General features: G+C 71.9%; 15 protein-coding genes and 4 pseudogenes. 3 read left to right on the top strand and 16 right to left on the bottom strand.

Annotated features, from left to right (window positions below; all coding sequences use genetic code 11):
* Positions 1-22 precede the first annotated feature (22 nt).
* Positions 23-478, top strand: coding sequence for a hypothetical protein (locus ACIP67_RS35600; protein WP_401697657.1), 456 nt, complete (start codon positions 23-25; stop codon positions 476-478).
* Between the two features lie 38 nt (positions 479-516).
* On the opposite strand, the gene ACIP67_RS35595 is transcribed toward ACIP67_RS35600, so the two are convergent.
* Positions 517-966: a carboxymuconolactone decarboxylase family protein gene (locus tag ACIP67_RS35595; RefSeq protein WP_401697454.1), complete on the bottom strand. Its 450-nt coding sequence runs from the start codon at positions 964-966 to the stop codon at positions 517-519.
* Between the two features lie 116 nt (positions 967-1082).
* On the opposite strand from ACIP67_RS35595, the gene ACIP67_RS35590 reads away from it, so the two are divergent.
* Positions 1083-1943: a pirin family protein gene (locus tag ACIP67_RS35590; RefSeq protein ID WP_401697656.1), complete on the top strand. Its 861-nt coding sequence runs from the start codon at positions 1083-1085 to the stop codon at positions 1941-1943.
* A gap of 257 nt (positions 1944-2200) precedes the next feature.
* Here the strand turns inward: ACIP67_RS35590 and ACIP67_RS35585 are convergent, their stop codons facing one another.
* The 12 genes and pseudogenes from ACIP67_RS35585 to ACIP67_RS35530 all read right to left on the bottom strand — a co-directional run bounded on the left by ACIP67_RS35585 (position 2201) and on the right by ACIP67_RS35530 (position 11069).
* On the bottom strand, positions 2201-2500 hold the full coding sequence (locus tag ACIP67_RS35585; RefSeq protein WP_401697453.1) for a DUF6207 family protein: 300 nt from the start codon (positions 2498-2500) through the stop codon (positions 2201-2203).
* A gap of 10 nt (positions 2501-2510) precedes the next feature.
* A complete protein-coding gene (locus ACIP67_RS35580; RefSeq protein WP_401697451.1) occupies positions 2511-3665 on the bottom strand; it encodes an L-dopachrome tautomerase-related protein in 1155 nt (384 codons plus the stop codon).
* A pseudogene (locus ACIP67_RS35575) lies at positions 3662-4666 on the bottom strand (sugar kinase). Before ACIP67_RS35575 ends, ACIP67_RS35580 begins: the two are co-directional and overlap by 4 nt.
* 4 nt (positions 4667-4670) lie before the next feature.
* Complete coding sequence (locus ACIP67_RS35570; RefSeq protein ID WP_401697450.1) at positions 4671-5321, bottom strand: RraA family protein; 651 nt, start codon at positions 5319-5321, stop codon at positions 4671-4673.
* 111 nt (positions 5322-5432) lie between these two features.
* Positions 5433-6398, bottom strand: coding sequence for a C-terminal binding protein (locus ACIP67_RS35565; RefSeq protein ID WP_401697449.1), 966 nt, complete (start codon positions 6396-6398; stop codon positions 5433-5435).
* Positions 6395-7051, bottom strand: a complete 657-nt coding sequence (locus ACIP67_RS35560) for a bifunctional 4-hydroxy-2-oxoglutarate aldolase/2-dehydro-3-deoxy-phosphogluconate aldolase (RefSeq protein ID WP_401697654.1) — start codon at positions 7049-7051, stop codon at positions 6395-6397. The genes ACIP67_RS35565 and ACIP67_RS35560 overlap by 4 nt, the downstream gene beginning before the upstream one ends.
* The gene (locus ACIP67_RS35555; RefSeq protein ID WP_401697653.1) at positions 7048-7956 is read right to left on the bottom strand and encodes an MFS transporter; all 909 of its coding nucleotides are present in this window, start codon (positions 7954-7956) and stop codon (positions 7048-7050) included. The genes ACIP67_RS35560 and ACIP67_RS35555 overlap by 4 nt, the downstream gene beginning before the upstream one ends.
* A 94-nt stretch (positions 7957-8050) precedes the next feature.
* A pseudogene (locus ACIP67_RS35550) lies at positions 8051-8281 on the bottom strand (MFS transporter); the annotation flags it as partial.
* 352 nt (positions 8282-8633) lie between these two features.
* Positions 8634-8819, bottom strand: a pseudogene (locus ACIP67_RS35545) (transposase); the annotation flags it as partial.
* A gap of 297 nt (positions 8820-9116) precedes the next feature.
* Complete coding sequence (locus ACIP67_RS35540) at positions 9117-9779, bottom strand: LysR family transcriptional regulator substrate-binding protein (RefSeq protein WP_401697448.1); 663 nt, start codon at positions 9777-9779, stop codon at positions 9117-9119.
* A gap of 148 nt (positions 9780-9927) precedes the next feature.
* A pseudogene (locus ACIP67_RS35535) lies at positions 9928-10017 on the bottom strand (LysR family transcriptional regulator); the annotation flags it as partial.
* 236 nt (positions 10018-10253) lie between these two features.
* A complete protein-coding gene (locus ACIP67_RS35530; protein WP_401697447.1) occupies positions 10254-11069 on the bottom strand; it encodes an ArsR/SmtB family transcription factor in 816 nt (271 codons plus the stop codon).
* A 60-nt stretch (positions 11070-11129) separates the two neighbouring features.
* Between ACIP67_RS35530 and ACIP67_RS35525 the strand changes: the two genes are divergently transcribed.
* Entirely contained in the window at positions 11130-12563 is a 1434-nt protein-coding gene (locus ACIP67_RS35525; RefSeq protein ID WP_401697446.1) for an MFS transporter, read from the top strand.
* A gap of 501 nt (positions 12564-13064) precedes the next feature.
* Here the strand turns inward: ACIP67_RS35525 and ACIP67_RS35520 are convergent.
* Genes ACIP67_RS35520 through ACIP67_RS35510 form a run of 3 tightly spaced genes read right to left on the bottom strand, consistent with a single transcriptional unit; the run spans position 13065 to position 18407 of the window.
* On the bottom strand, positions 13065-16850 hold the full coding sequence (locus tag ACIP67_RS35520; RefSeq protein WP_401697444.1) for a CHAT domain-containing protein: 3786 nt from the start codon (positions 16848-16850) through the stop codon (positions 13065-13067).
* Positions 16847-17752: a hypothetical protein gene (locus tag ACIP67_RS35515; RefSeq protein ID WP_401697443.1), complete on the bottom strand. Its 906-nt coding sequence runs from the start codon at positions 17750-17752 to the stop codon at positions 16847-16849. Before ACIP67_RS35515 ends, ACIP67_RS35520 begins: the two co-directional genes overlap by 4 nt.
* A gap of 49 nt (positions 17753-17801) precedes the next feature.
* Complete coding sequence (locus ACIP67_RS35510) at positions 17802-18407, bottom strand: hypothetical protein (protein ID WP_401697441.1); 606 nt, start codon at positions 18405-18407, stop codon at positions 17802-17804.
* Between the last annotated feature and the right edge of the window lie 348 nt (positions 18408-18755).

The raw sequence follows: 18755 nt of genomic DNA, 5'->3' as shown, positions 1-18755 counted from the left end.
CCACGCGCCGCCCACCCACGCGATGGGCGAACACGACCTGGAGCGGGACCTGCTGGCCGTGGCGGAACGGCACCGCGCGGAGCACGAGGTCCACCACGTCGCCAGGGACCTCGCCCGCTGGTCCCACGAGCACACCGCCCGGCTGGCCGCCACGGGCCGCCGCCACGGCCTCGACCTGCCGGGACCGCCGGACGACCCGGGCCCCGGCGCCCTCGCCGCGCTGCGCGAAAAGACCGCCGGCGCGCTCGGCCGGCGCCCCACGACGGGCCTGCTCCTCCTGCACGACCTGCGCGACCTCCACCTGGCCGCCGCCCGCAACTCGCTGCACTGGGAGATGCTCGCCCAGGCCGCCCAGGCCCTGCGCGACGAGGAACTGCTGGACCTCGTCGGCTCCTGCCACCCGCAGACTCTGCGCCAGATGCGCTGGACCAACACGTTGATCAAGGCACAGGCAGCGCAGATCCTCACCTCCGTCTAGGAGGCCGTCCGTGGCGTCGGTGCCCGGCGGACCGGCCGTCAGTGGACGGGATGCTTGCTCAGGATGGACACCCGGTTGAAGGCGTTGATGGTGACCGCGACCCAGATCACCGCCGAGATCTGGTCCTCGGTGAGGACCTCCCGGGCCTCGGCGTAAGCGCTCTCCTGCGCGGCGGCGTCCAAGGGGTGGGTGGTCGCCTCCGCCAGGGCGAGGGCCGCCCGCTCCAGCGGGGTGAACAGGTCGGTGTCCCGCCACGCCGCGAGCACCCCCAGCCGGCGCGTGGTCTCACCCCCGCGCAGGGCGGCCCCGGTGTGCAGGTCGAGGCAGTACGCGCAGCCGTTGAGCTGCGAGACGCGCAGGTTGACCAGCTCCACGACGGTGCGCTCCAGGCCCGCGTCGGCCGCCGTCGCGCGCACGGCCTCGGATGTCTGGACCAGCGCGTGGTAGGCCTTGGGGCTCTGCTTGTCTATGAAGATCCGTCGAGTCATAGTTGAATATGTAACATTCCTGGGAGGGTCGGGATGGAACCGACGAGAGGTGGCCCGCAGTGAGCAAGGTCGAGGTACTCACCCCGCGGGACGTGCCGCTGGGCGGCCCACGGGCCATGACCGTACGGCGGACGCTGCCGCAGCGTACCCGTTCCCTGATCGGCGCCTGGTGCTTCGCCGACCACTACGGACCCGACGACGTCGCCGACACCGGCGGCATGGACGTCGCGCCGCACCCGCACACCGGACTCCAGACCGTGAGCTGGCTGTTCAGCGGTGAGATCGAACACCGCGACAGCCTCGGCAGCCACGCCTTCGTCCGCCCCGGCGAGCTCAACCTCATGACCGGCGGCCACGGCATCAGCCACACCGAGGTCTCCACCCCGGGCACCACCGTCCTGCACGGCGTCCAGCTCTGGGTGGCCCTCCCCGACGCGCACCGCGCCACCGCGCGCGACTTCCAGCACCACGCCCCCGAGCCGGTACGGCTGGACGGCGCCGAGATCCGCGTCTTCCTCGGCACCCTCGCCGGGACGACCTCCCCCGTACGGACCTTCACGCCCCTCCTCGGCGCGGAGATCCTCCTGCGGCCGGGCGCCACGGTCACCCTGCCCGTCGACCCCGCCTTCGAGCACGGCCTCCTGGTCGACACCGGGGCGGTCCGCTTCGCCGACACATCGCTGCGGCCCGCGGAACTCGGCTACCTGGAGCCCGGCGCCGCCCACCTCACCCTGACGAACGAGTCCGACGACACGGCCCGCGCCGTCCTGCTGGGCGGCCCTCCGTTCGAGGAGGAGATCGTCATGTGGTGGAACTTCATCGCCCGGTCGACGGAGGAGATCGCGCAGGCGCGCCAGGACTGGATGGCAGAGCTCGGCGGCCCCCGGTTCGGTGAGGTGCAGGGGTACGACGGGGATCCGCTGCCTGCCCCCGAGCTCCCGACGGTACCGTTGAAACCCCGGGGGAACCGGCGTTGACCTGCGCGGACGTCGATATCGCCGGTGGGTGAGCGGTGGGTTCCCGAGATACCGAGCCGCCTGGCCCGAGGCGCCCGCAGGGCTGCCGGCCGACCGCCCGGTATGCCCGGCGCCGGTGGTCGGCATTCCGAAGTGTGGCTGTATGCAGGCGGCTGCGGGCATCCTTTCGCTGACCTGATGCTGACTTTGCTGACGTTTCGTCAGGTGTGAGTCGGGTGCTGTCGTCGCAGCTCCATCGCTCGTAGCGGGCTTCTTGTTCAGCCATCGGGGGACGGTTGCTGACCACGGATCGGCTGGGCTCGGTGTGGCCTCACGCACCTGCCCCGGCGAATGAGACGGCACGCGCCGCCGATCGCCCAGGATGCCCGGTCAGGGTCACGCCCCCGGTCGTTGTGCGGCGCGGGAGGAGCCGGCACCCGGCGCGAACCTGCGGTCGGCTGGTGACGGTCCCGGAGGAACCGCAGCCGTACGCAGGGCTCGCCGGGCTTCCGGGGCGTACGGTCCGCCGGCGCGATGCGCGCGGCGAGCAGCTCCTGGAGGGCGAAGGCCGCCGTCACCGCCGCCGGATCAACGGAGCCGTACCGGCCCCGCGTCGATCGGTACGCGGACCAGCAGGTGGGGCTTGCGGCGCAGATCCCGGCCCTCGTGGTAGTCCGCCTGGCGGTTGAGCTGGTTGGCGATGGCGTACAGGTGACCGTCGGCGGCCACGGAGAGGGTGTCGATCCAGACCAGGTCCGGCCCTTGGGCGAGGGTGTCGTAGGTGCCGTCCGGGTTGCGACGCCACAAGGCGTCGTGTTCCAGGTCGCCGCCGTAGATCCGGCCCTTGTCGTCGCTCTCCAGGCCGTCCGCCATGGGCTTGGAGCCCAGGTCGACAACGGTCGCGGCGACATCCGCGTCGGAGGCGTCCGGGTCGGCGAGCGCGTCGAGGGCCACGCTGTGCAGGCGACGGCTGGACAGCGGGCAGTAGTGGAGCCGTTCGCCGTCGGCGTCGATGGCGATACCGTCCGAGCCCACCTCGTAGTACGTGGGCGCGGCCCCCGCCGGACGGTTCATGAAGGGTTCGCCGTCGATGACCGGCAGGAAGTCCTCGTCGGGCAGCGTGGAGGGGTGGCCGGCCAGGCGGCGCCACGAGCGGCCCGTGGCCAGGTCGACGACGATGATGCCGTTGCCGCCGCCGGAGTCGGTGATGAACGCCGTTCCCGCGGCACCGCGCCGCAGATCGAAGCGGACGTCGTTGGGGTAACTGTCGGACGGCACCACGTCGGACGGGAACAGGATGGTGCGGACGATCCGGTTCGTGCGCAGATCGACCGCGACCAGTTTCGGACCGCCGTAGGAGGAGGCGGCGAACAGCGGGCTGCCGGTGTCGAGGATCCACAGCCGGTCGAGGGGGTCGACGACGACGCTCTGCACGGACTGGAAGTGCCCGGCCAGGTCGGCCGCGTCCTCCCGGTTCACCTCGGCGTCCGGATAGGCCACGGCCTTCCCGTCGCGCAGCTCGGCCACGGTGAAGGGCACGTCGTCACCCCAGCGGGGGAAGTTGACGAAGATGCGGCCGTGGCGGGAGACGGTGACGCCGGTGGGCATCGCCGCCCGGAAGCGGGCGACGACCTCGTACCCGGTGGCCCGACCTGCCGTGGCGTACGCCGGTGCGACGAGACCGGCGACCGTCACGGAGGCCGCGGTGACCGTGGTGGCGGTGAGGAACGTGCGGCGCCTCATGCGCTTGCCTTTCCGTCATGGTGTTCGGAGGTCGCGGTGCTCATCCGGCGGAGCACCTCCTGCTGGGCCGGGATCGGCCGGACGGCGCCGTGTCCCGTGGTGGTCAGGGCCGCGGCGACGGCCGCGTACCGGGCGGCCTCCAGCGGCGAGGCGCCCTCGACCAGACGGGCGGCGAAGGCCCCGTCGAAGGTGTCGCCCGCGCCCGAGGCGTCCACGGGGGTGACCGGGTGGGCCGGGACGTGGGTGATGTCGCCGTGGTCGGCGACCAGCGCACCCTGCTCCCCCAGTTTCAGCACGATCACCTGGGGGCCTCGGGCACCGAGCGCCCGCAGCACCGCCTCCGGGCTCTCTTCGCCCGTCAGCATCCGGCCCTCGTCGATGTCGGGCAGGGCGATGTCGCACAGTTCCAGGCTGCGCAGGATGACCGCGCGGGCCCGGTCCTGGGGCCAGAGCGCGGGGCGGTGGTTCGGGTCGTAGGTGATGAGGGTGCCGTGGGCGCGGGCGACGGCCATGGCGTGGAAGGCGGCGTCACAGGCAGTGGTGCTGATGGCCTGGGTGATGCCGGTGACGTGCAGCAACCGGGCCTGTGCGACAGCGTGTCCGGGCACGTCGGCGGGGCTGAGCCGGCTCGCGGGGGAGCCGGCCCGGTAGTAGGTGAAGCCGTGTCCGGCCGGGCCGCGGGCGATGAAGTAGAGGCCCGTACGGCCGTCCGGTTCGCGGACGACGTGAGCGGTGTCCACGTCCTCGCGTTCTCACAGCCGGGTGAGCACGGTGCCGAAGGCGTCGTCGCCGATTCTGCTCACATAGCCGGTGCGGGCGCCGGAACGGGCGGCGGCGACGAGGAAGTTGGAGGTGTCGCCGCCGTACCCGACCGCGAAGGACTCGGCGTTCTCCAACGCTCCGTCGGCGTCGGCGTTGAACTCGAGCATCGGCTCGCCCAGGGCGAGGATGTCGGCGGCGGGGGCGGACCGCGTCTCGGGGTTGGTGGGGGTGTCGGTCATGGCCTCAGATCCGGTTGTACTTCGCCAGGCCTTCGCGCAGCGAACCGGCCTGGAGGATGAGCTTGGTCTGCTCCTTCTCGCGTTCCTCGATGTCGGTCGCGATGCGCAGCACCTCGTCGACGTGGCGGGCGGGGACGCGGACGACGCCGTCGCTGTCGGCGACGATCAGGTCGCCGGGCTCGACGGTCACACCGCCCATGACCACGGGTTCGTTGAGGGAGAGGGTCTTGATCCGGCCGAGGGTGGTGGCGGGCACCGCGCTGCGGGCCTGGACCGGGAAGCCGAAGTCGCGCTTGATCTCCTCGACGTCGCGCACTCCCGCGTCGAGGACGGCGCCGGCGTGCTGGTGGGCGACGGCGCCCGCGGTCATCAGACCACCCCAGACGGCGACGTCGGCGCCGTCGGCCGCGATGCAGATGACGCTGCCCGCCTCGGACTCGTCGATGGCACGCAACGCGTGCACCGGGGCCTCGGCGTCCTCGGCGGGCACTTCGCGGACGGTGACCGCGGGACCGACGATCTTTCCGGGGACGACCGGCTTGATGGCGCCGTCGAGGTAGCCGCGCAGGCCCACCTGTTCGACGGCGTCGGCGACGGAGGCGGTGGTGATGGCGCGGAAGGCGTCGAGGACGTGCTGCGGGTAGGTCGCGGGCATGGGGGCTCCTTCGGTCCGGCCCCGAGGTTCGCTCGGGGCGTGGGGTGTGGGTGGGACAGGGGGGTTACGGGGTGGCGCGGCCCGTGGCCGGGCCGTGCCGGAGACCGCCGGTCAGGCGGCGGTGCGGGTACCGGTGACCACCGGGTGGTCCGGCAGGCCGGTGCGGACCCAGGTGGCGACGTTGAGGGCGGCGCGGCGCCGTACCTCCTCCTCGGCCTCCTGGGAGCACCAGGCGGCGTGCGGGGTGGCGATGACCTTGGGGTGGCCGACGAGCGGGTGGCCGGCGGGCACCGGTTCGTCGGTCCAGGTGTCGATCGCGGCGAGCGCGAGGTGCCCGCTCTCCAGAGCGGCGTGCAGTGCCCGTTCGTCCACGAGGCCGCCGCGTGCGGTGTTGACCAGGATCGCGCCGCGGGGCATCAGTCCGAGGCGGCGGGTGTCGGCGATGTGCCGGGTGCCGTCGTCGAGCGGCAGGTGCAGGGAGAGGATGTCGGACCGCTCGAACAACTCGTCCAGGCCGACGCGCTCGACGCCGGACGGCCACGCCTCGTCGGACAGCGCCGGGTCGTAGGCGACGACCGTGCCGAACCAGGGTGCCGCCCCGGCGGCCAGGGTGCGGCCGATGCGGCCCAGCCCCAGGATGCCGATGGTCAGCGACGACAGCCGACGGACGGAGCCGGTGGCCAGGTAGTCCCAGGTGCCCTGGGCGCTGAGCGTGTCGTACTGCTTGAGGTGGCGGGCGCCCGCCATGACGCCGGCGAAGGCGTGTGCGGCGACGTCCTGGGTGCCGTAGTCGGGGACGTTGGCGATCCAGATGCCGCGCTTCTCGGCGCCCGCGACGTCGAAGTTGTCGACGCCGACGCCGTAGCGGGAGACCAGGCCCACGGAGGGTGCGGCCTCGTACACCTCGTCGGTGACGGTGGCCCACTGGACGATGAGCGCGTCGGCTCCCCGCGCGGCCTCGGTGACCTCCTCGGGGCTGCGGACCTGCGCGCGGACGACGGTCAGTCCGGCCTCTTCGAGGACCGCGCGCTCGATGTCGAAGTCGGGGTACTCGGAATCGGTGATGACGACCTTCACGGGGTGGCTCCTGTGGGGGTGGTGGTACGTGCGGTGCGTATCCGGGCCAGCAGTGCGGCGGCCGTTTCCCGGGCCCGGTCGAGAGCGGCGGGCTCGGCGTCGGCCGGGGCGAGCGAGCCGCCTGCGCCGACGGCCGGAGCCCCGGCCCGGATCCAGTCGGCGGCGTTGTCGGGGCCGATGCCCCCGGTGGGCACGAACGGAAGGCCGGGGAAGGGGCCCCGCAGAGCCTTCAGATAGCCGGGACCGAAGGCCGAGGCGGGGAACAGCTTGACGGCGGCGGGTCCGTAGGCGGCGGCCGCCATGACCTCGCCCGGGGTCAGCGCCCCCGCCAGGAAGGGCACGCCACCGTCGGCCAGCGCCCGGCCCAGCTCGGGCGTGGTCCCCGGGCTGACCAGGAAACCGGCACCCGCGGCCACCGCCTCCTCGACCTGGGCGGGCCGGGTCACGCTGCCGAGGCCGACCAGGACGTCGTCGGGCGGCTCGGTGCGCAGCCGGTCCACGGCGGTGAGGACGTCAGGTACGGAGAACGTGAGTTCCACGGCCCGGATCCCCGCCTCGACGAGGGCGTGAGCGGTGGTCACGGCGTCGGCGGCGGACCGGCTGCGCAGCACCGCCACGCAGCCCGCGTCCGTCAGCGCGTCGAGGAAGGTCACTTGGCGCTCCCCAGCGGCTCGATGCGTCCGATGACCAGGCCGTAGACGAGGGCGCCCGCGATCGACACGACACCGGCGACCGTCAGCGGCACCGCGTACGAGCCTCCGCCCGCGTCGAGCAGGGCGCCGACGACGATCGGGCTGAGGAAGCCCGCGAAGTTGGATCCGAAGCCCTGGATGCCGGCGAGCGAGGCCACGTTGCCCGGGGCGGGCGCCACGTCGGAGGGCAGGGCCCACAGACTGGAGGCGGCGAAGGTCAGCGCGGAGTAGGAGACGGTGAGCAGGATCAGGGCGGTGGCCGCGTTGGGGGCGGAACCGGCGAACACGATCACCGAGGCCACCAGCAGACCGCTGACCAGAGGGACCTTGCGGGCGAAGGAGACGCTGCGGCCGCGGGCGATCAGACGGCCCTGGAGGAGTCCGCCGAGCCACTGGGCGGGCATGGCGCACAGCGCCGGGATCATGCCGAAGAAGCCGAGCTTGAGCAGGTCGAAGCCACGCTCGTCGACCAGGTAGGACGGGAACCAGGTGATGAAGAAGTACAGGACGAAGGAGAGGCAGAAGAAGCCGAGCATCATGCCCCAGGTGGCGCGGTGCGCGAACAGGGCGCGCCAGGGCAGGGCTTCGCGCTCGTCCCGGCCGTCGGCCGGTGTGTCGGCCTGGATGTAGGCGCGTTCTTCCGCGGACAGCTTGGGGTGGTCCTCGGGGTCGCGGTCGAACCGCAGCCAGAACACTCCGAAGAGCGCACCCACGACACCGGCGGCGACGAACGCGCCACGCCAGCCGAGCAGGGCGATGACCCCCGTGATCAGCGGCAGGGAGACGGCACTGCCCATGCGGGCCCCGCTGTCGAAGAGGGAGGAGGCCAGCCCGCGTTCCTTCTGCGGGAACCACCGGGAGACGATCTTCGCACTGGACGGGTAGGCGGGGGACTCGCCCGACGCCCAGCAGCATGCGCAGCAGGACCAGGACGAGCAGCCCGGTGGCGGCGCCGACCAGCATGGTGATGACCGACCAGACGATCAGCGCGTAGCCGTAGAGCCTGCGCGGTCCCACCTTGTCCACCAGCCATCCGGCCGGGAACTGCATCAGCGCATAGGTCAGCGAGAACGCGCCGAGCAGGACGCCGGACGCGGTGCTCGACAGGTGGAGGTCGTCCGACATGTAGGGCAGCGCGATGCTGAGGTTGGCGCGGTCGATGTAGTTGATGGCGGTGCCGGCGAAGACCACGGAGATGATTCCCCAGCGGGTGCCCCGGAACGCCCTCCCCCCGGACGGCGTCAGGTCACCTCTACGAGCATGCAGATCGTTACTCTCCGTAGTGGAAGGCGTGTGGACTCCAGGACGTTACGGCCGGGCGGACCGGCGGCGGGACGACGGTGAATGGGGTGAAGCGGCCGTTCGGCCGGTGGGGGACGTCCTTCGCCGGACGGCCCGGAAGCGGCTCGGGCCGTCTGCGACAAGAGGCTATGTGCGCGTGTCACCCGCGTTGAGCACGGGTTTCGAATGGCTGTATTCGCATTGCTGATGAAGCGCGGGGAGGGTGCGCGACCGGCAGGGCGGTGTTCGTGGCCCCCCCGGGGGCCTCGTCGGCCAGGTCGTCGTCGAAGCCGACGATCATCTCCAGCTCGGCGATCGTCTCGTCCTCGCCGTCGATCGCCCGGAGCGTGTGGGGCGTCGCGCGGGCCGCGTCGGCGATGATGAACGCGTCCCTCGCGTCGGTCTTCGCCTCACCCGGGCAGAGGTCGGCGATCCGCCGCATCGTCAGCTCCACGTCACGGAGAGCTCGTCCGGCTCGGGTGAAGCCGGTGCTCAAGCCCCTCATCAGCCTGTGGCGGCTCGGTGCCCTGGCAAGGCCGGACGAAAGCGTGATGGAGGAGCCTGCACGTGATCGACACCGGCGACATCGACGTCTGCCTCGGCCTGGACGTCGGCAAGGGTCCGTCGATCCTTGCGGAGCCGGTGACACCACCCCCCGGATCATGAACGACAAGGGGGGAAGTCATGCCGGACCCGAAGTCGGAGGCCCCATCGTGGAGCCATGAAAATGGTAACGGGGGGCGGCTCAGGGGGTGTCGGCCGTGTCCTGGGCCGGCGGGGGCTCGGTCCCGTCCGGGATCGTGGTGGAGCCCAGGAGACGGAAGAGGGTGCGTGCGGCGGGGGTCAGGGCGCGGGAGGTGTCCCAGAAGGCGGCGACCTTGCGGCCGCAGTCGCCCTCCAGCCGGCGCACCGCGACACCCGTGGTGTCCGAGACGTTCGCGGCCAGGGCGTTCACGATGCCGACGCCCAGGTTCTCCCGGACCAGCCCGATGACCGTCTGGGGCTGGTTGGTGGTGTGCACGGGCTGGAGGTCCTGTCCGCGGTCGCGGAAGAGCTTGTACCACTCGAACGCCATGTCCTCCGCGCGGCCGATGGTGATCACCGGGTACTCGGCGACGGCGGCCGCCGGCAGCGGGTCGGCGAGCGCGGCGAGCGGATGGCCCAACGGATGCACGATCACCAGCGGCTCACGCCACAGCACGCGGTGCCGCAGGGACTGGGAGACGGGTGGCGGGGTGAGGGGACGCAGGCAGACGTCGATCTTCCCCGCGGTGAACGCCTCGTCCAGCACCGGGATCGAGTGGTCCGAGAGGATGACCTGGATGTCGGGGTCGGTCCGGGCGAGCGCGGCGAGCACGCGGGGGACGAAGGCCGCGCTGGGACTGGGGTAGCTGCCGAGCGTCACCACGCCCCGCGCGGTTGCCGCGCCGGGCGGCCATGGCCTCCTCCGCCGCATGGAGTTCGCCCAGGATGCGGCGGGCGTGCTCGGCGAGCGCCCTGCCCGCGTCGGTCAGTGCGACCGGACGCTTTCTCCGGTCGAACAGCGCGATCCCCGCCTCCCGCTCCAGCGCGGCGACGTGCATGCTCACTCGGGGCTGCGAACGGTGTGTCGCCTCGGCGGCGGCGCCGAAGCTGCCCGTGTCCACCACGGCGAGGAACGAGACGAACCATTCCAGCCGGACGTCGCTCTTGAGCACTGCGGCCACCTCATCTCGACGCGGTCACGCCGGGGCGGGGCGCACGCCATTGACCGGAACGCCGATTTTCGGCCACCTGGGCGACACCATAGGAAACCGTCCTGTGACGGCGTCGCCACCGGGTGCACTGTGCGCCGGCCGCCGCAGGACAGGGTTCCGCGCCCGGCACCCCGGCCGCGCCGGACTCAGCCGGCGATCTCGATCGCGAAGGCGTCCCGCACCCCGCCCCGGCCGGCGTCGGTGAGATGGACCACGCGCGGCGAGACGCCGTACCGCAGCCAGTCCAGGTCGAAGAACCGGGCGGCCACCGCGGCTCCCAGCGCACCGGCGAGATGGTGGCGCCGCTCGCTCCAGTCGACGCAGTAGCGCACCACCGGGCGCCGCCCCTGGACCAGCTCGTCCACGTCGATGCCGAACCTGGTGAACCGCTCGGTCCCTCGGGGCGTCAGGTGATACGTCGCCTGCCTGCCGAAGGAGGCCGGCTGGTCGGGGCGGGAACCGGACGCGGAGTCGCTCTTCTCCTGCCGCAGCAGCCCCTGGCCGAGGAAGGCGCCCATGAGCGCCACGCCCAGAGACCCCGCGAGGTGGTCGTAACAGGTGCGCGACCGCCGCAGCGCGTCGTGCCTGCTGTGAGCGCGCAAGGTGGTCACCGGGGTGGGATCGGGCGGCGCGATGACGGCCAGCGCCTCGAGTGCGGCGGCGACGTCGGGACCGGCCAGGCGGAAGTAGCGGTGCCGTCCCGAGTGTTCGGCCCGCACGAGCCCGGCCTCGGCCAGCTGCGTGAGGTGCACGCTCGCCGTCGGCACGCTGACGCCGGCCTCGGCCGCCAGGACCGTGACCGCCAGCGGTCGGCCGTCGGACAGAGCCTTGAGCATGCGGGCTCTGGAGGCGCTGGCCAGCAGGCGCGCGGCGCGCGCCAGCTCCGGCTCGGTCTTGTCCGTGGCTTGGTTCGTGGCTTGGTTCGTGGCTCGGCCTTCGGCTCGGTCTGCGCCTGTGTCCATGTCCGCCATACAAGCACACTTTGATGAGCAGCTAACCGTTGCAGGGTGAGGATCTGCCGCATGAGGACAACGACCGGAACGGCAGCGGCGAACGAGGCACCGCCCCCCGCGACCGAGCGACTCTCGTGGCCCCCGCTCATCGCCCTCAGCCTGGGCTACTTCCTGGTGATGCTGGACGTCACCGTCGTCACTGTCGCCGTCCCCGTCATCCGTGACTCGGTCCACGCCGGGGCCTCCGAGATGGCCTGGGTCGTCGACGGCTACAGCGCCGTCTTCGGCGGTCTGCTGCTGATGGGCGGCGGATTCGGCGACCGGCTCGGGCACCGGAAGGTGTTCCTCACCGGCCTCGGATTCTTCGCTGTCGCCTCGGTCGGCTGCGCCCTGGCCACCACGCCGGCGGCCCTCATCGCCTCGCGCCTCGCCCAGGGGGCCGGCGGTGCCCTGCTGGTCCCCACCTCCCTGGCCCTGTTGACCGCGGCCTACCCGGCCCCGGCCGTGCGGGCCAAGGCCCTCGGCGTCTGGGCCGGCATCTCCGGCGTCGCGTTCGCGGCGGGGCCCCTCGTGGGCGGTCTGCTGGTGGCGGGCCTGAACTGGCGCGCCGCCTTCTGGCTCAACGTTCCCGTCGCCCTGCTGGGCGTCCGGCTCACCCGCAAGAACGTTCCCGCACCCGCCGGCCGGGCGGGCGCACGCGGCCTGGATCCCCTCGGCCAGGTCCTGGGCATCGTCGCCGTGCTGGCGCCGGCCGGCATGCTCAACGAGGCCGGCACCCAGGGCTGGACCTCGCCGGTGGTGCTGGGCGCCGGAGCCCTCGGCGTGGTCGCGCTCGTCCTGTTCGTCCTGGCCGAGCGGCGGACGGAGGCCCGCGGGAACGCGGAGAAGCCGCCGCTGCTGCCCCTGTCGCTCTTCCGCTCACCGGGCTTCTCCTCCACCGCCGCGGTGGGCGTCCTGCTCAACCTCGGCTACTACGGCATGCTCTACCTGTCCACGCTCTATCTGCAGAACGAGCGCGGCTACGACGCCCTGGGCGCCGGTCTGGCCCTGCTCCCCACGGTGTGCATGGCCGTCGTCGCGGCGCCGCTGTCCGGCCGACTGACCGCCCGCTACGGCCCGTACGTCCCGATGACCGTGGCTCTCCTGCTCGGTGCCGTCGGGTTCGTCGGCTGGCTGCTCGCTGGTCCTGACACCCCGTACTGGATGCTGCTGCCCGCCCTCATCGCGACCGGCCTCGCCACCCCTGGCACGGTCCCGGCGGCCACCGCCGCCGTCGTGCAGGCCGCTCCCCCCGAGAATGCCGGTGTGGCGTCAGCGGTGTTCAACGTGGCACGCCAGATCGGCAACTCGCTCGGTGTCGCCCTCTTCGCCTCCCTCATCGCGGGCCGGGACCTGGTCTCCGGCCTGCACATCTCGGCGCTCATCGCCTCGGCGGCGTTCTTCGCCGCAGCGCTGCTCGCCCTGTCCTCCTGGCGGCATGCAAAGGCGCGCACCGCTGCCTGACCTTCTGGAACAAGGAGTACCGGCACCATGGCAACCCGCGCGCCGAAAATGACACGCAGTCAGCGAGGTCCATCCGTTCGAGGTGGGGGAACGACGAGGTTGCGCTCTGTTCCCTGCGCCATGGTGCGGACGACATTCGGGGGAAACACATGGCGGCGTACGAAACGTCCCGCTGCTTGTTCACGGCTACGACTCTGACTGAGCCCGTGCCCGGAGAGACGGGCCGCGTGCTCCGTCCGCCCGGTCACGCCGTGCGCACCGACGCGCCCAGTGGCAGCGTGCGATGTACCGGCCGCGCGTTCTGGGCGCCGACCACCCCGACACCCTCAACGCCGCCGGCGACCTCGCCTCCTGGCGGGGGGAGGCGGGAGATCCGGTCGCGGCCGCCGCCTTAGCCGACCTCCTGGAAGACATGGTCCGAGTGCTGGGCGCCGACCAGTGCGCTGACCCGAGGACTTGTCTCCCGAGCCCGGTCAGTGCCCCGAGCGCGGATGGGGCCCGTCAGTTCCAGTCACCCACCAGCGTGAACGCAGCCCAGTAGTGAGGGTGTTCGTAGGGCCGCAACGCGTAGTCGACTGCGAGACCGGTCCGCTGGGCCCGTCGGCAGCGGGTCACCATGGCCTGTAGCTCCCCGTGCTCCTCGCCCTCCGGCGGGCACATGTCGGCCAGCGCTTCGTACCCGGCTGCAGCTGCTGCGAAGTCCCGGGCGAGATACTGCAGGTCGGCGATGTCGCGGGCGATCGTCCGGGCGGAGGGCCTGGCAGGAGGCAGTCGTCGCAGTAGCTCTTCGCAGTGCGCGATCGCTTCGGCGACGGTCAGCGCCCGGACAGTCCGCTGGGCGTGCCGCAGTGCGGCAGCCTTGCCGTCGGGCAAGGCCCGGTAGAACGCCTGCATCAGGACGCTGGTGGAGATCTCGTCAGCGGACCATAGGCTGACCAGCACGGATGGCGCGCCAGCGTGGATCAGTGCGCGGGTGAGCCCGATGAGTTCGTCTCCGGTGAGTCGCGTGGACAGCGCGGTGTCGCATACGCTCAGCGTCACGAGCTCGGTCCTCAGCAGCAGTTGGAACAGGTCTGCGGCCGTCAGCCGCCCGTCGTTGTCGCTCGTGGGAGCCAGCAGCACTCCCGACCGCATCGGCCGGGACGCGTCGAGCTCGCCGTGACATGCGATGTGCCAGAGGTCCACTGATGTTGCCGAGGCTCGTGTCCGCAGGACCTCCGCTGTGGCGTCCTCGCCTACACGCACCTCGGCGTGCGGAGCGAAGAGATCGGCGATCGCCTGCGCCTGCGCCCGCGCGTGCGCGATGGGCCGGTCGGCACGGGAGTCGGCCAGTACCACGGCAGTGTGCAGCTGCCCGGTCCCCTTGTTGCGGCAGTACCGAAGGACTGAGGCGCTGGGTGTGGCACAGACCGGGTTGCGTTCGACGAGCGGGCGACCGCCGACCTCCAAAGCCTGGAGCGGAATCAGGTGCAGCGCGTCGTGGGGCACCAGCCACAGCAGCTCACCCTCGGCGCTTGCGGAGGCGAGGGGGGCCACGAGCTGCCTCAGGGGGGCAGCACTTGGTGAGGCGGGATCCGCCCGCCAGGCGTTGACGGCGTCGCGGACGTCCTGGCGTGTCAGATCGACGGTGAAGATATCCGGCTCGCGCCGATGCGCTCTGCTGACGAAGAGAAGAGCGGCCGACGGGGTGAGACACCACTGGGCGAGCACCACCCCCGGTTCGCTGTCCAGCAGCGCCTGGATCTCGCTGTAGGGCAGCGGTATGCCCCGGCGCAGCTGCGCGTACTCCACGCCGGCTGGTCCGGCGGCGGCGACGGCCTGCCAGGCACGTTCCAGCGCGCCGTGCGCACGGCGGATCCGGTTGCCGGGGTCTACCCGACCGGCGCGACCTTCGAGCACGGTTTCCTGGTACTCGTCCTCGGCCTTCTGCTGGGCGGCGACCAAGTCCTCGAGCCCGGGTGGCGGCGCGACGGCGGCCCTGCTGCCGAGCAGCTCCAAGAACACGCGTGAGCGGACACGCTCCGCCAGGTCGAACGCCTCAACAGCGGGGTGCAGCGGCCACGCCGCGTGCCCCTCGGCACCTTCGAGACGCTGTGCCAGAAGCAGCATCGCGGCGTGGTACGCGTCCTCACCGTCCAGAGCACCGACCCGGAGGCCCGGATCCAGCACCCGGCTGCGCATCTCCTCGAGAGCAGCGATAGCCGGGAGGAGCTCCGCATAGGCGGCTCCGGGGCTGTCGCTGAGCATCGCGAGCCGGAGGCGGGCTTGGTGCACCCAGGTGAGGTGGCCATCCCGCTCAGCTCGCCGCAAGGCCCGCTGGGCCATCCGCCGGGCTGCGGCCGGCCTGCCCCTGGCGAGGAGGCTGTCCGCGCTGAGCGTCAAGCGCATGGCGGGCACCGCGAACAGAGGATGAACGCCTCGATAGGAGGCCGCGACCGCTTCGGCGCCCGCCGGGACAGCTCCAGACTGCTGCCCCTCGATCGCTCGCTCCAGCAGCGTCTCCGACTGCTGGAACATCTCCTGCAGGATGGCGACCTCGTTGTCAGGCCGCGTGCCGGGCAGAACCTCCCGGCGAAGCGCACGGCCGGCACCGGGCGCGTCACGCAGGGCCTTGGCAGCTTCTGACGACTGTGCGGCCCGCTCCAAGTCGCCTGCGCCGAAGAAGGCGACCCCCTGGGCTATCAGCAGGTGACGGCGTACCAGAGGGTCGAGGTCGTCGCGCTCCAGCGGCTCCTGGAGTACGTCCAGAGCCTGCTGGTACTGCTCCAGCCGCCCGGTCAGTAGGAGAGCCGTCATGGCACAGGTACCAGCAGCCGAGTTCGGGGCACCGGCCTCCTCCTGCAGGGAGGCTGCCTGGTGCCAGGCGGCAACGGCCTTGTCCCGTTCGTTGAGGATGATCAGCAGGTTCGCCCGGGCGACCGCGCAGTAAGCCCGCGCCAACGCCTGGGTGCGTCGCAGCCGTACCGCGTCCTCCGGGCCGAGACCCGACATCACTTCCCGGTCGATCATGTCCAGCAGCTGTTCGGCGGTGGCGAGTAACTGCACCGCGTGCTTGGGCCAGGCAGGCGCCGACGGCGGACGCAGCACACGCGTTCCCCGGGCGATCTGGACGGCGCGGACGGCCAACGCCGCGACCAGTGTGTAGTCGCCGTGCCCGCGGCGGTGCAGGAAGCCGTCGTGTACCCAGCCGCGCAGCGCTGCCTGCGCATCACGCCCGCTGAAGTCGAGGGCGAGCGTGTCCAGGGCCGTGAACACCATCTTGTCGCGATGCAGACCGCGTGCTCGCAGCTCCCACGCCTCTACCACCACCAGCAGCAGCGCACCGGGCAGGAGATCCGGCGCCGGGTGGAACAGCGCCACTGCAGCGAACACAGCCAGGCCGTACTGCAGCGGCGCGCCGCGCAGCAACGCGGCCACCGCGGTGCCCACCCGCAACCCCGCAGACGGGTGCCCCCTCCGCCCCGCGGCCATGATCACCCGGACACAAGCCAGGTCCACCGCCACGAGCAGGAGTCCCCCAGCAAGCCCGCCGGGCCCCGGCACAGACCGCCACGCCCCGATCGCAGCCGCACCGGCCGATGAAGCCGCCAGCCCGACAGCACCCGCAGCCACCATGGCGACGACGACATACGCCTGACGGCGAGCCGGACGCGTCAACGTACCGACGGGACGGTCGTAAGCCCACAGCTGGGCGGAGATCAGAGCCGCCCCCACCAGCCGCAATGCCTGGTCCACAGCGTCCGCCCCCGACAGCGGCACGAGAACCGCCACAGCCACCGGACCCGTGGCCGCGAGCAGGAACACGGCCCGAGCCACCCGGTCCCCGACCGACGGCGGCGGCAGCCCGACGTCGTCACCGGCCCCGGCCCCGCGCCACCGTCGTGCCGCCGCCCGCCACGCCACGCCCACCGCAGCGCCCACCACCAGCGGTACCGCCCACCAGCCAGTCAGCTGTGGAACGGGATGCCACACCCCGTACACGAGCATGGCCCCCAGACCCAGGCCCGGCGAAAGCACGGAGCCGACCAACACCCCGGTAGCGGCAAGGACCGCCACACCCGTGCTCCCCCAGCCCACGACGGCCCCGAGCGGCACCCTCAGCACCCAGGCCCCCGCGATCCCGCCTGCCGCCGTCCCGATGAACGCCCCGGCAGCATGGCTGACCAGCTCCACCCGCGTCAGGGCCCGTTCGTCCACGGCGAGCCCGACCCGTCCCCAGTGGAACCGGACTGTGAGAACCGCCGCCAGTACCGACAGCGCCAACGCCCACGGCGCATTCAGCGTCATGGGGCCTCCTCGGGCAGGTCGTAAGGAATCCCGGCGTCCCAGAACCGGACAAGCCGTTCCCACAGCGCGATCTCCGCGTCCAGGGCGTCCGGAGGCTCCAGACCGAGCTGCTGCAGCAGCGTGTGCCGGTACAGGTCGAAAGCCACCTTGAGATGCAGGCTGTAGTGCGCGGCCGCGGACACCGCCGCACGCTGCGCCAAAACAGCAACCCCCAACCCCGCCAGCAGACATACGGTCAGAGAACGCACCGGTCCACCCCACCCCAGCAGCACCACGGCCGACGCCACCGCGAACACCGCCCCGGCCGAGCTGAGGGTGATCAGCAGCACCAAGTTGGTGCGGGCCGCCGCGAGACTGACCAGTGACGGCTCGGCCACCAACGGCTGCAGACGCGGCCACACCACCACCGGGTCCATCCCGTACTGCCGCCGCGGGTACTGCTCTGCGTGCCGCAGCACATTGCCCAGACGGGTCGGCAGCACCTCATCGGGCAACGCAGGAGAGGGATACACCTCACGCAGCGCCCGCCGCACACGCCCCACATGGTCAGCCGATCCCGACCCGGCCTGCACGGCCAGCTCCCGCAGCCGCGCACGGTGGGCACCGCCACGCCATCCGGCCAGCGCCCGGCCCACCCGAGTGGGCCACTCACCCGAGAACAGCGCCAGCAGCCGGGGCTGCACGGCCGACGTCAGCAGCGACAGCAAACCAACCGCGACAGCGAACCCGGCACAGCGCAGCCAGCGTGTGCCGGCATCCAACCTCCCCCAACCGGCGAGCGTGTCCGCCAGGCCGTGCGCGTAACCCCACAACAGCAGCAGGCCCCCACTCAACGTCAGCGTCGGCAACACGGCAGTGAGCAGGAACCGGCGATCCACCGGCACCGCGGGCAGTGGAAGCATCGACCGGCCTCCCGGAGCGCAACGGATGCGAAGCAGTGCAGTACGGGCGTCAGCGCAGCCGCACGACGTGCGGGGGCACACCGTCCCCAGCACACTGCGGAGGAGCGAGCCGGTTGTACTCCGGCAGTTCGACGAAGCGGCCGCAGCCCGGCTCACGGCAGCGCACCCGGTACAGCAGTGGAGGTGAACCCGGCAGCGCCGGGAACCGGTTGTCACCTGCCTCTCCGCCGGGCCCCAGGACGCGACGGGCACCGGGCGGGGAGGTGGCCAGAAACAGGTCGATGGCCTCCTGCGGGACTACCGCCTCGGGCACACCCGACGGGCCTGCCAGTACGATCCCCACCGGGTCGTCATCGAGGTCGAGCAGACTCATCGTCCCGGGGTGCATCAGCGCCCCGAACAGCGTGTTGGGTGCCGTCACCAGCACGCCGGCAGGCACGCTCGCTCCACCGGTGAAGTCCACCGTCCGTACCAGCCCGACCGGCCCGATGCCGCGCTCACTCAGCACCACGAAGCCGTCATCAGCAGCCTCAGCCAGGATCTCCATCCCGGCGCCTGGCTCCGCCACCACCAGCTGCGACGTTGCGAACTCGCGCAGCAGCGTCCGGGGTCCGGCGCTCCACGGAACGGATGCAGTATCGCTGAATTCCGTCAAAGCCCCGCCCCCAGCCAGTGCCCCCGCACACATCAGCGTGAACCATGCCCCGTCCCCCGCCCGGCAAATCGTGTACCGGCGCCTGCGGAGGCGCACGGAAGCATTCTGACAGCGCGCGCTCGGGCGGATTCAGCGCTTGCGCGCCGCGGGATCTGCCACCGCATGGTCGCGCGGAGGAGCCGCTTTCCCAACTGCTTACGCGCCCGGTGAGGTTCCCCCGCTGCGCGGGAGTGGCTGACTAGCAGGTCAGGGTGGATTGACGTGGTTTCAGGTTCACTTGTTCGGCCGCTGCCCGGCTGGCGTAGTGCTTCTCCTCGTACTCGATCGGGCTGAGGTAGCCGAGCCGTT

The sequence above is a fragment of the Streptomyces sp. NPDC088812 genome (assembly GCF_044750285.1).
Lineage (GTDB): Bacteria > Actinomycetota > Actinomycetes > Streptomycetales > Streptomycetaceae > Streptomyces.
The sequence above is the reverse complement of the archived record's forward strand: the minus strand, read 5'-3'. Positions and strand labels throughout refer to the sequence as shown.

Excerpts from the sequence above, each read along its gene's own strand:
- ACIP67_RS35600 (WP_401697657.1), top strand. The coding sequence starts at position 23 with ATGGGCGAACACGACCTGGAGCGGGACCTGCTGGCCGTGGCGGAACGG.
- ACIP67_RS35595 (WP_401697454.1), bottom strand. The coding sequence starts at position 966 with ATGACTCGACGGATCTTCATAGACAAGCAGAGCCCCAAGGCCTACCAC.
- ACIP67_RS35590 (WP_401697656.1), top strand. The coding sequence starts at position 1,083 with ATGACCGTACGGCGGACGCTGCCGCAGCGTACCCGTTCCCTGATCGGC.
- ACIP67_RS35580 (WP_401697451.1), bottom strand. The coding sequence starts at position 3,665 with ATGAGGCGCCGCACGTTCCTCACCGCCACCACGGTCACCGCGGCCTCC.
- ACIP67_RS35570 (WP_401697450.1), bottom strand. The coding sequence starts at position 5,321 with ATGCCCGCGACCTACCCGCAGCACGTCCTCGACGCCTTCCGCGCCATC.
- ACIP67_RS35530 (WP_401697447.1), bottom strand. The coding sequence starts at position 11,069 with ATGGACACAGGCGCAGACCGAGCCGAAGGCCGAGCCACGAACCAAGCC.
- ACIP67_RS35525 (WP_401697446.1), top strand. The coding sequence starts at position 11,130 with ATGAGGACAACGACCGGAACGGCAGCGGCGAACGAGGCACCGCCCCCC.
- ACIP67_RS35520 (WP_401697444.1), bottom strand. The coding sequence starts at position 16,850 with ATGACGCTGAATGCGCCGTGGGCGTTGGCGCTGTCGGTACTGGCGGCG.
- ACIP67_RS35515 (WP_401697443.1), bottom strand. The coding sequence starts at position 17,752 with ATGCTTCCACTGCCCGCGGTGCCGGTGGATCGCCGGTTCCTGCTCACT.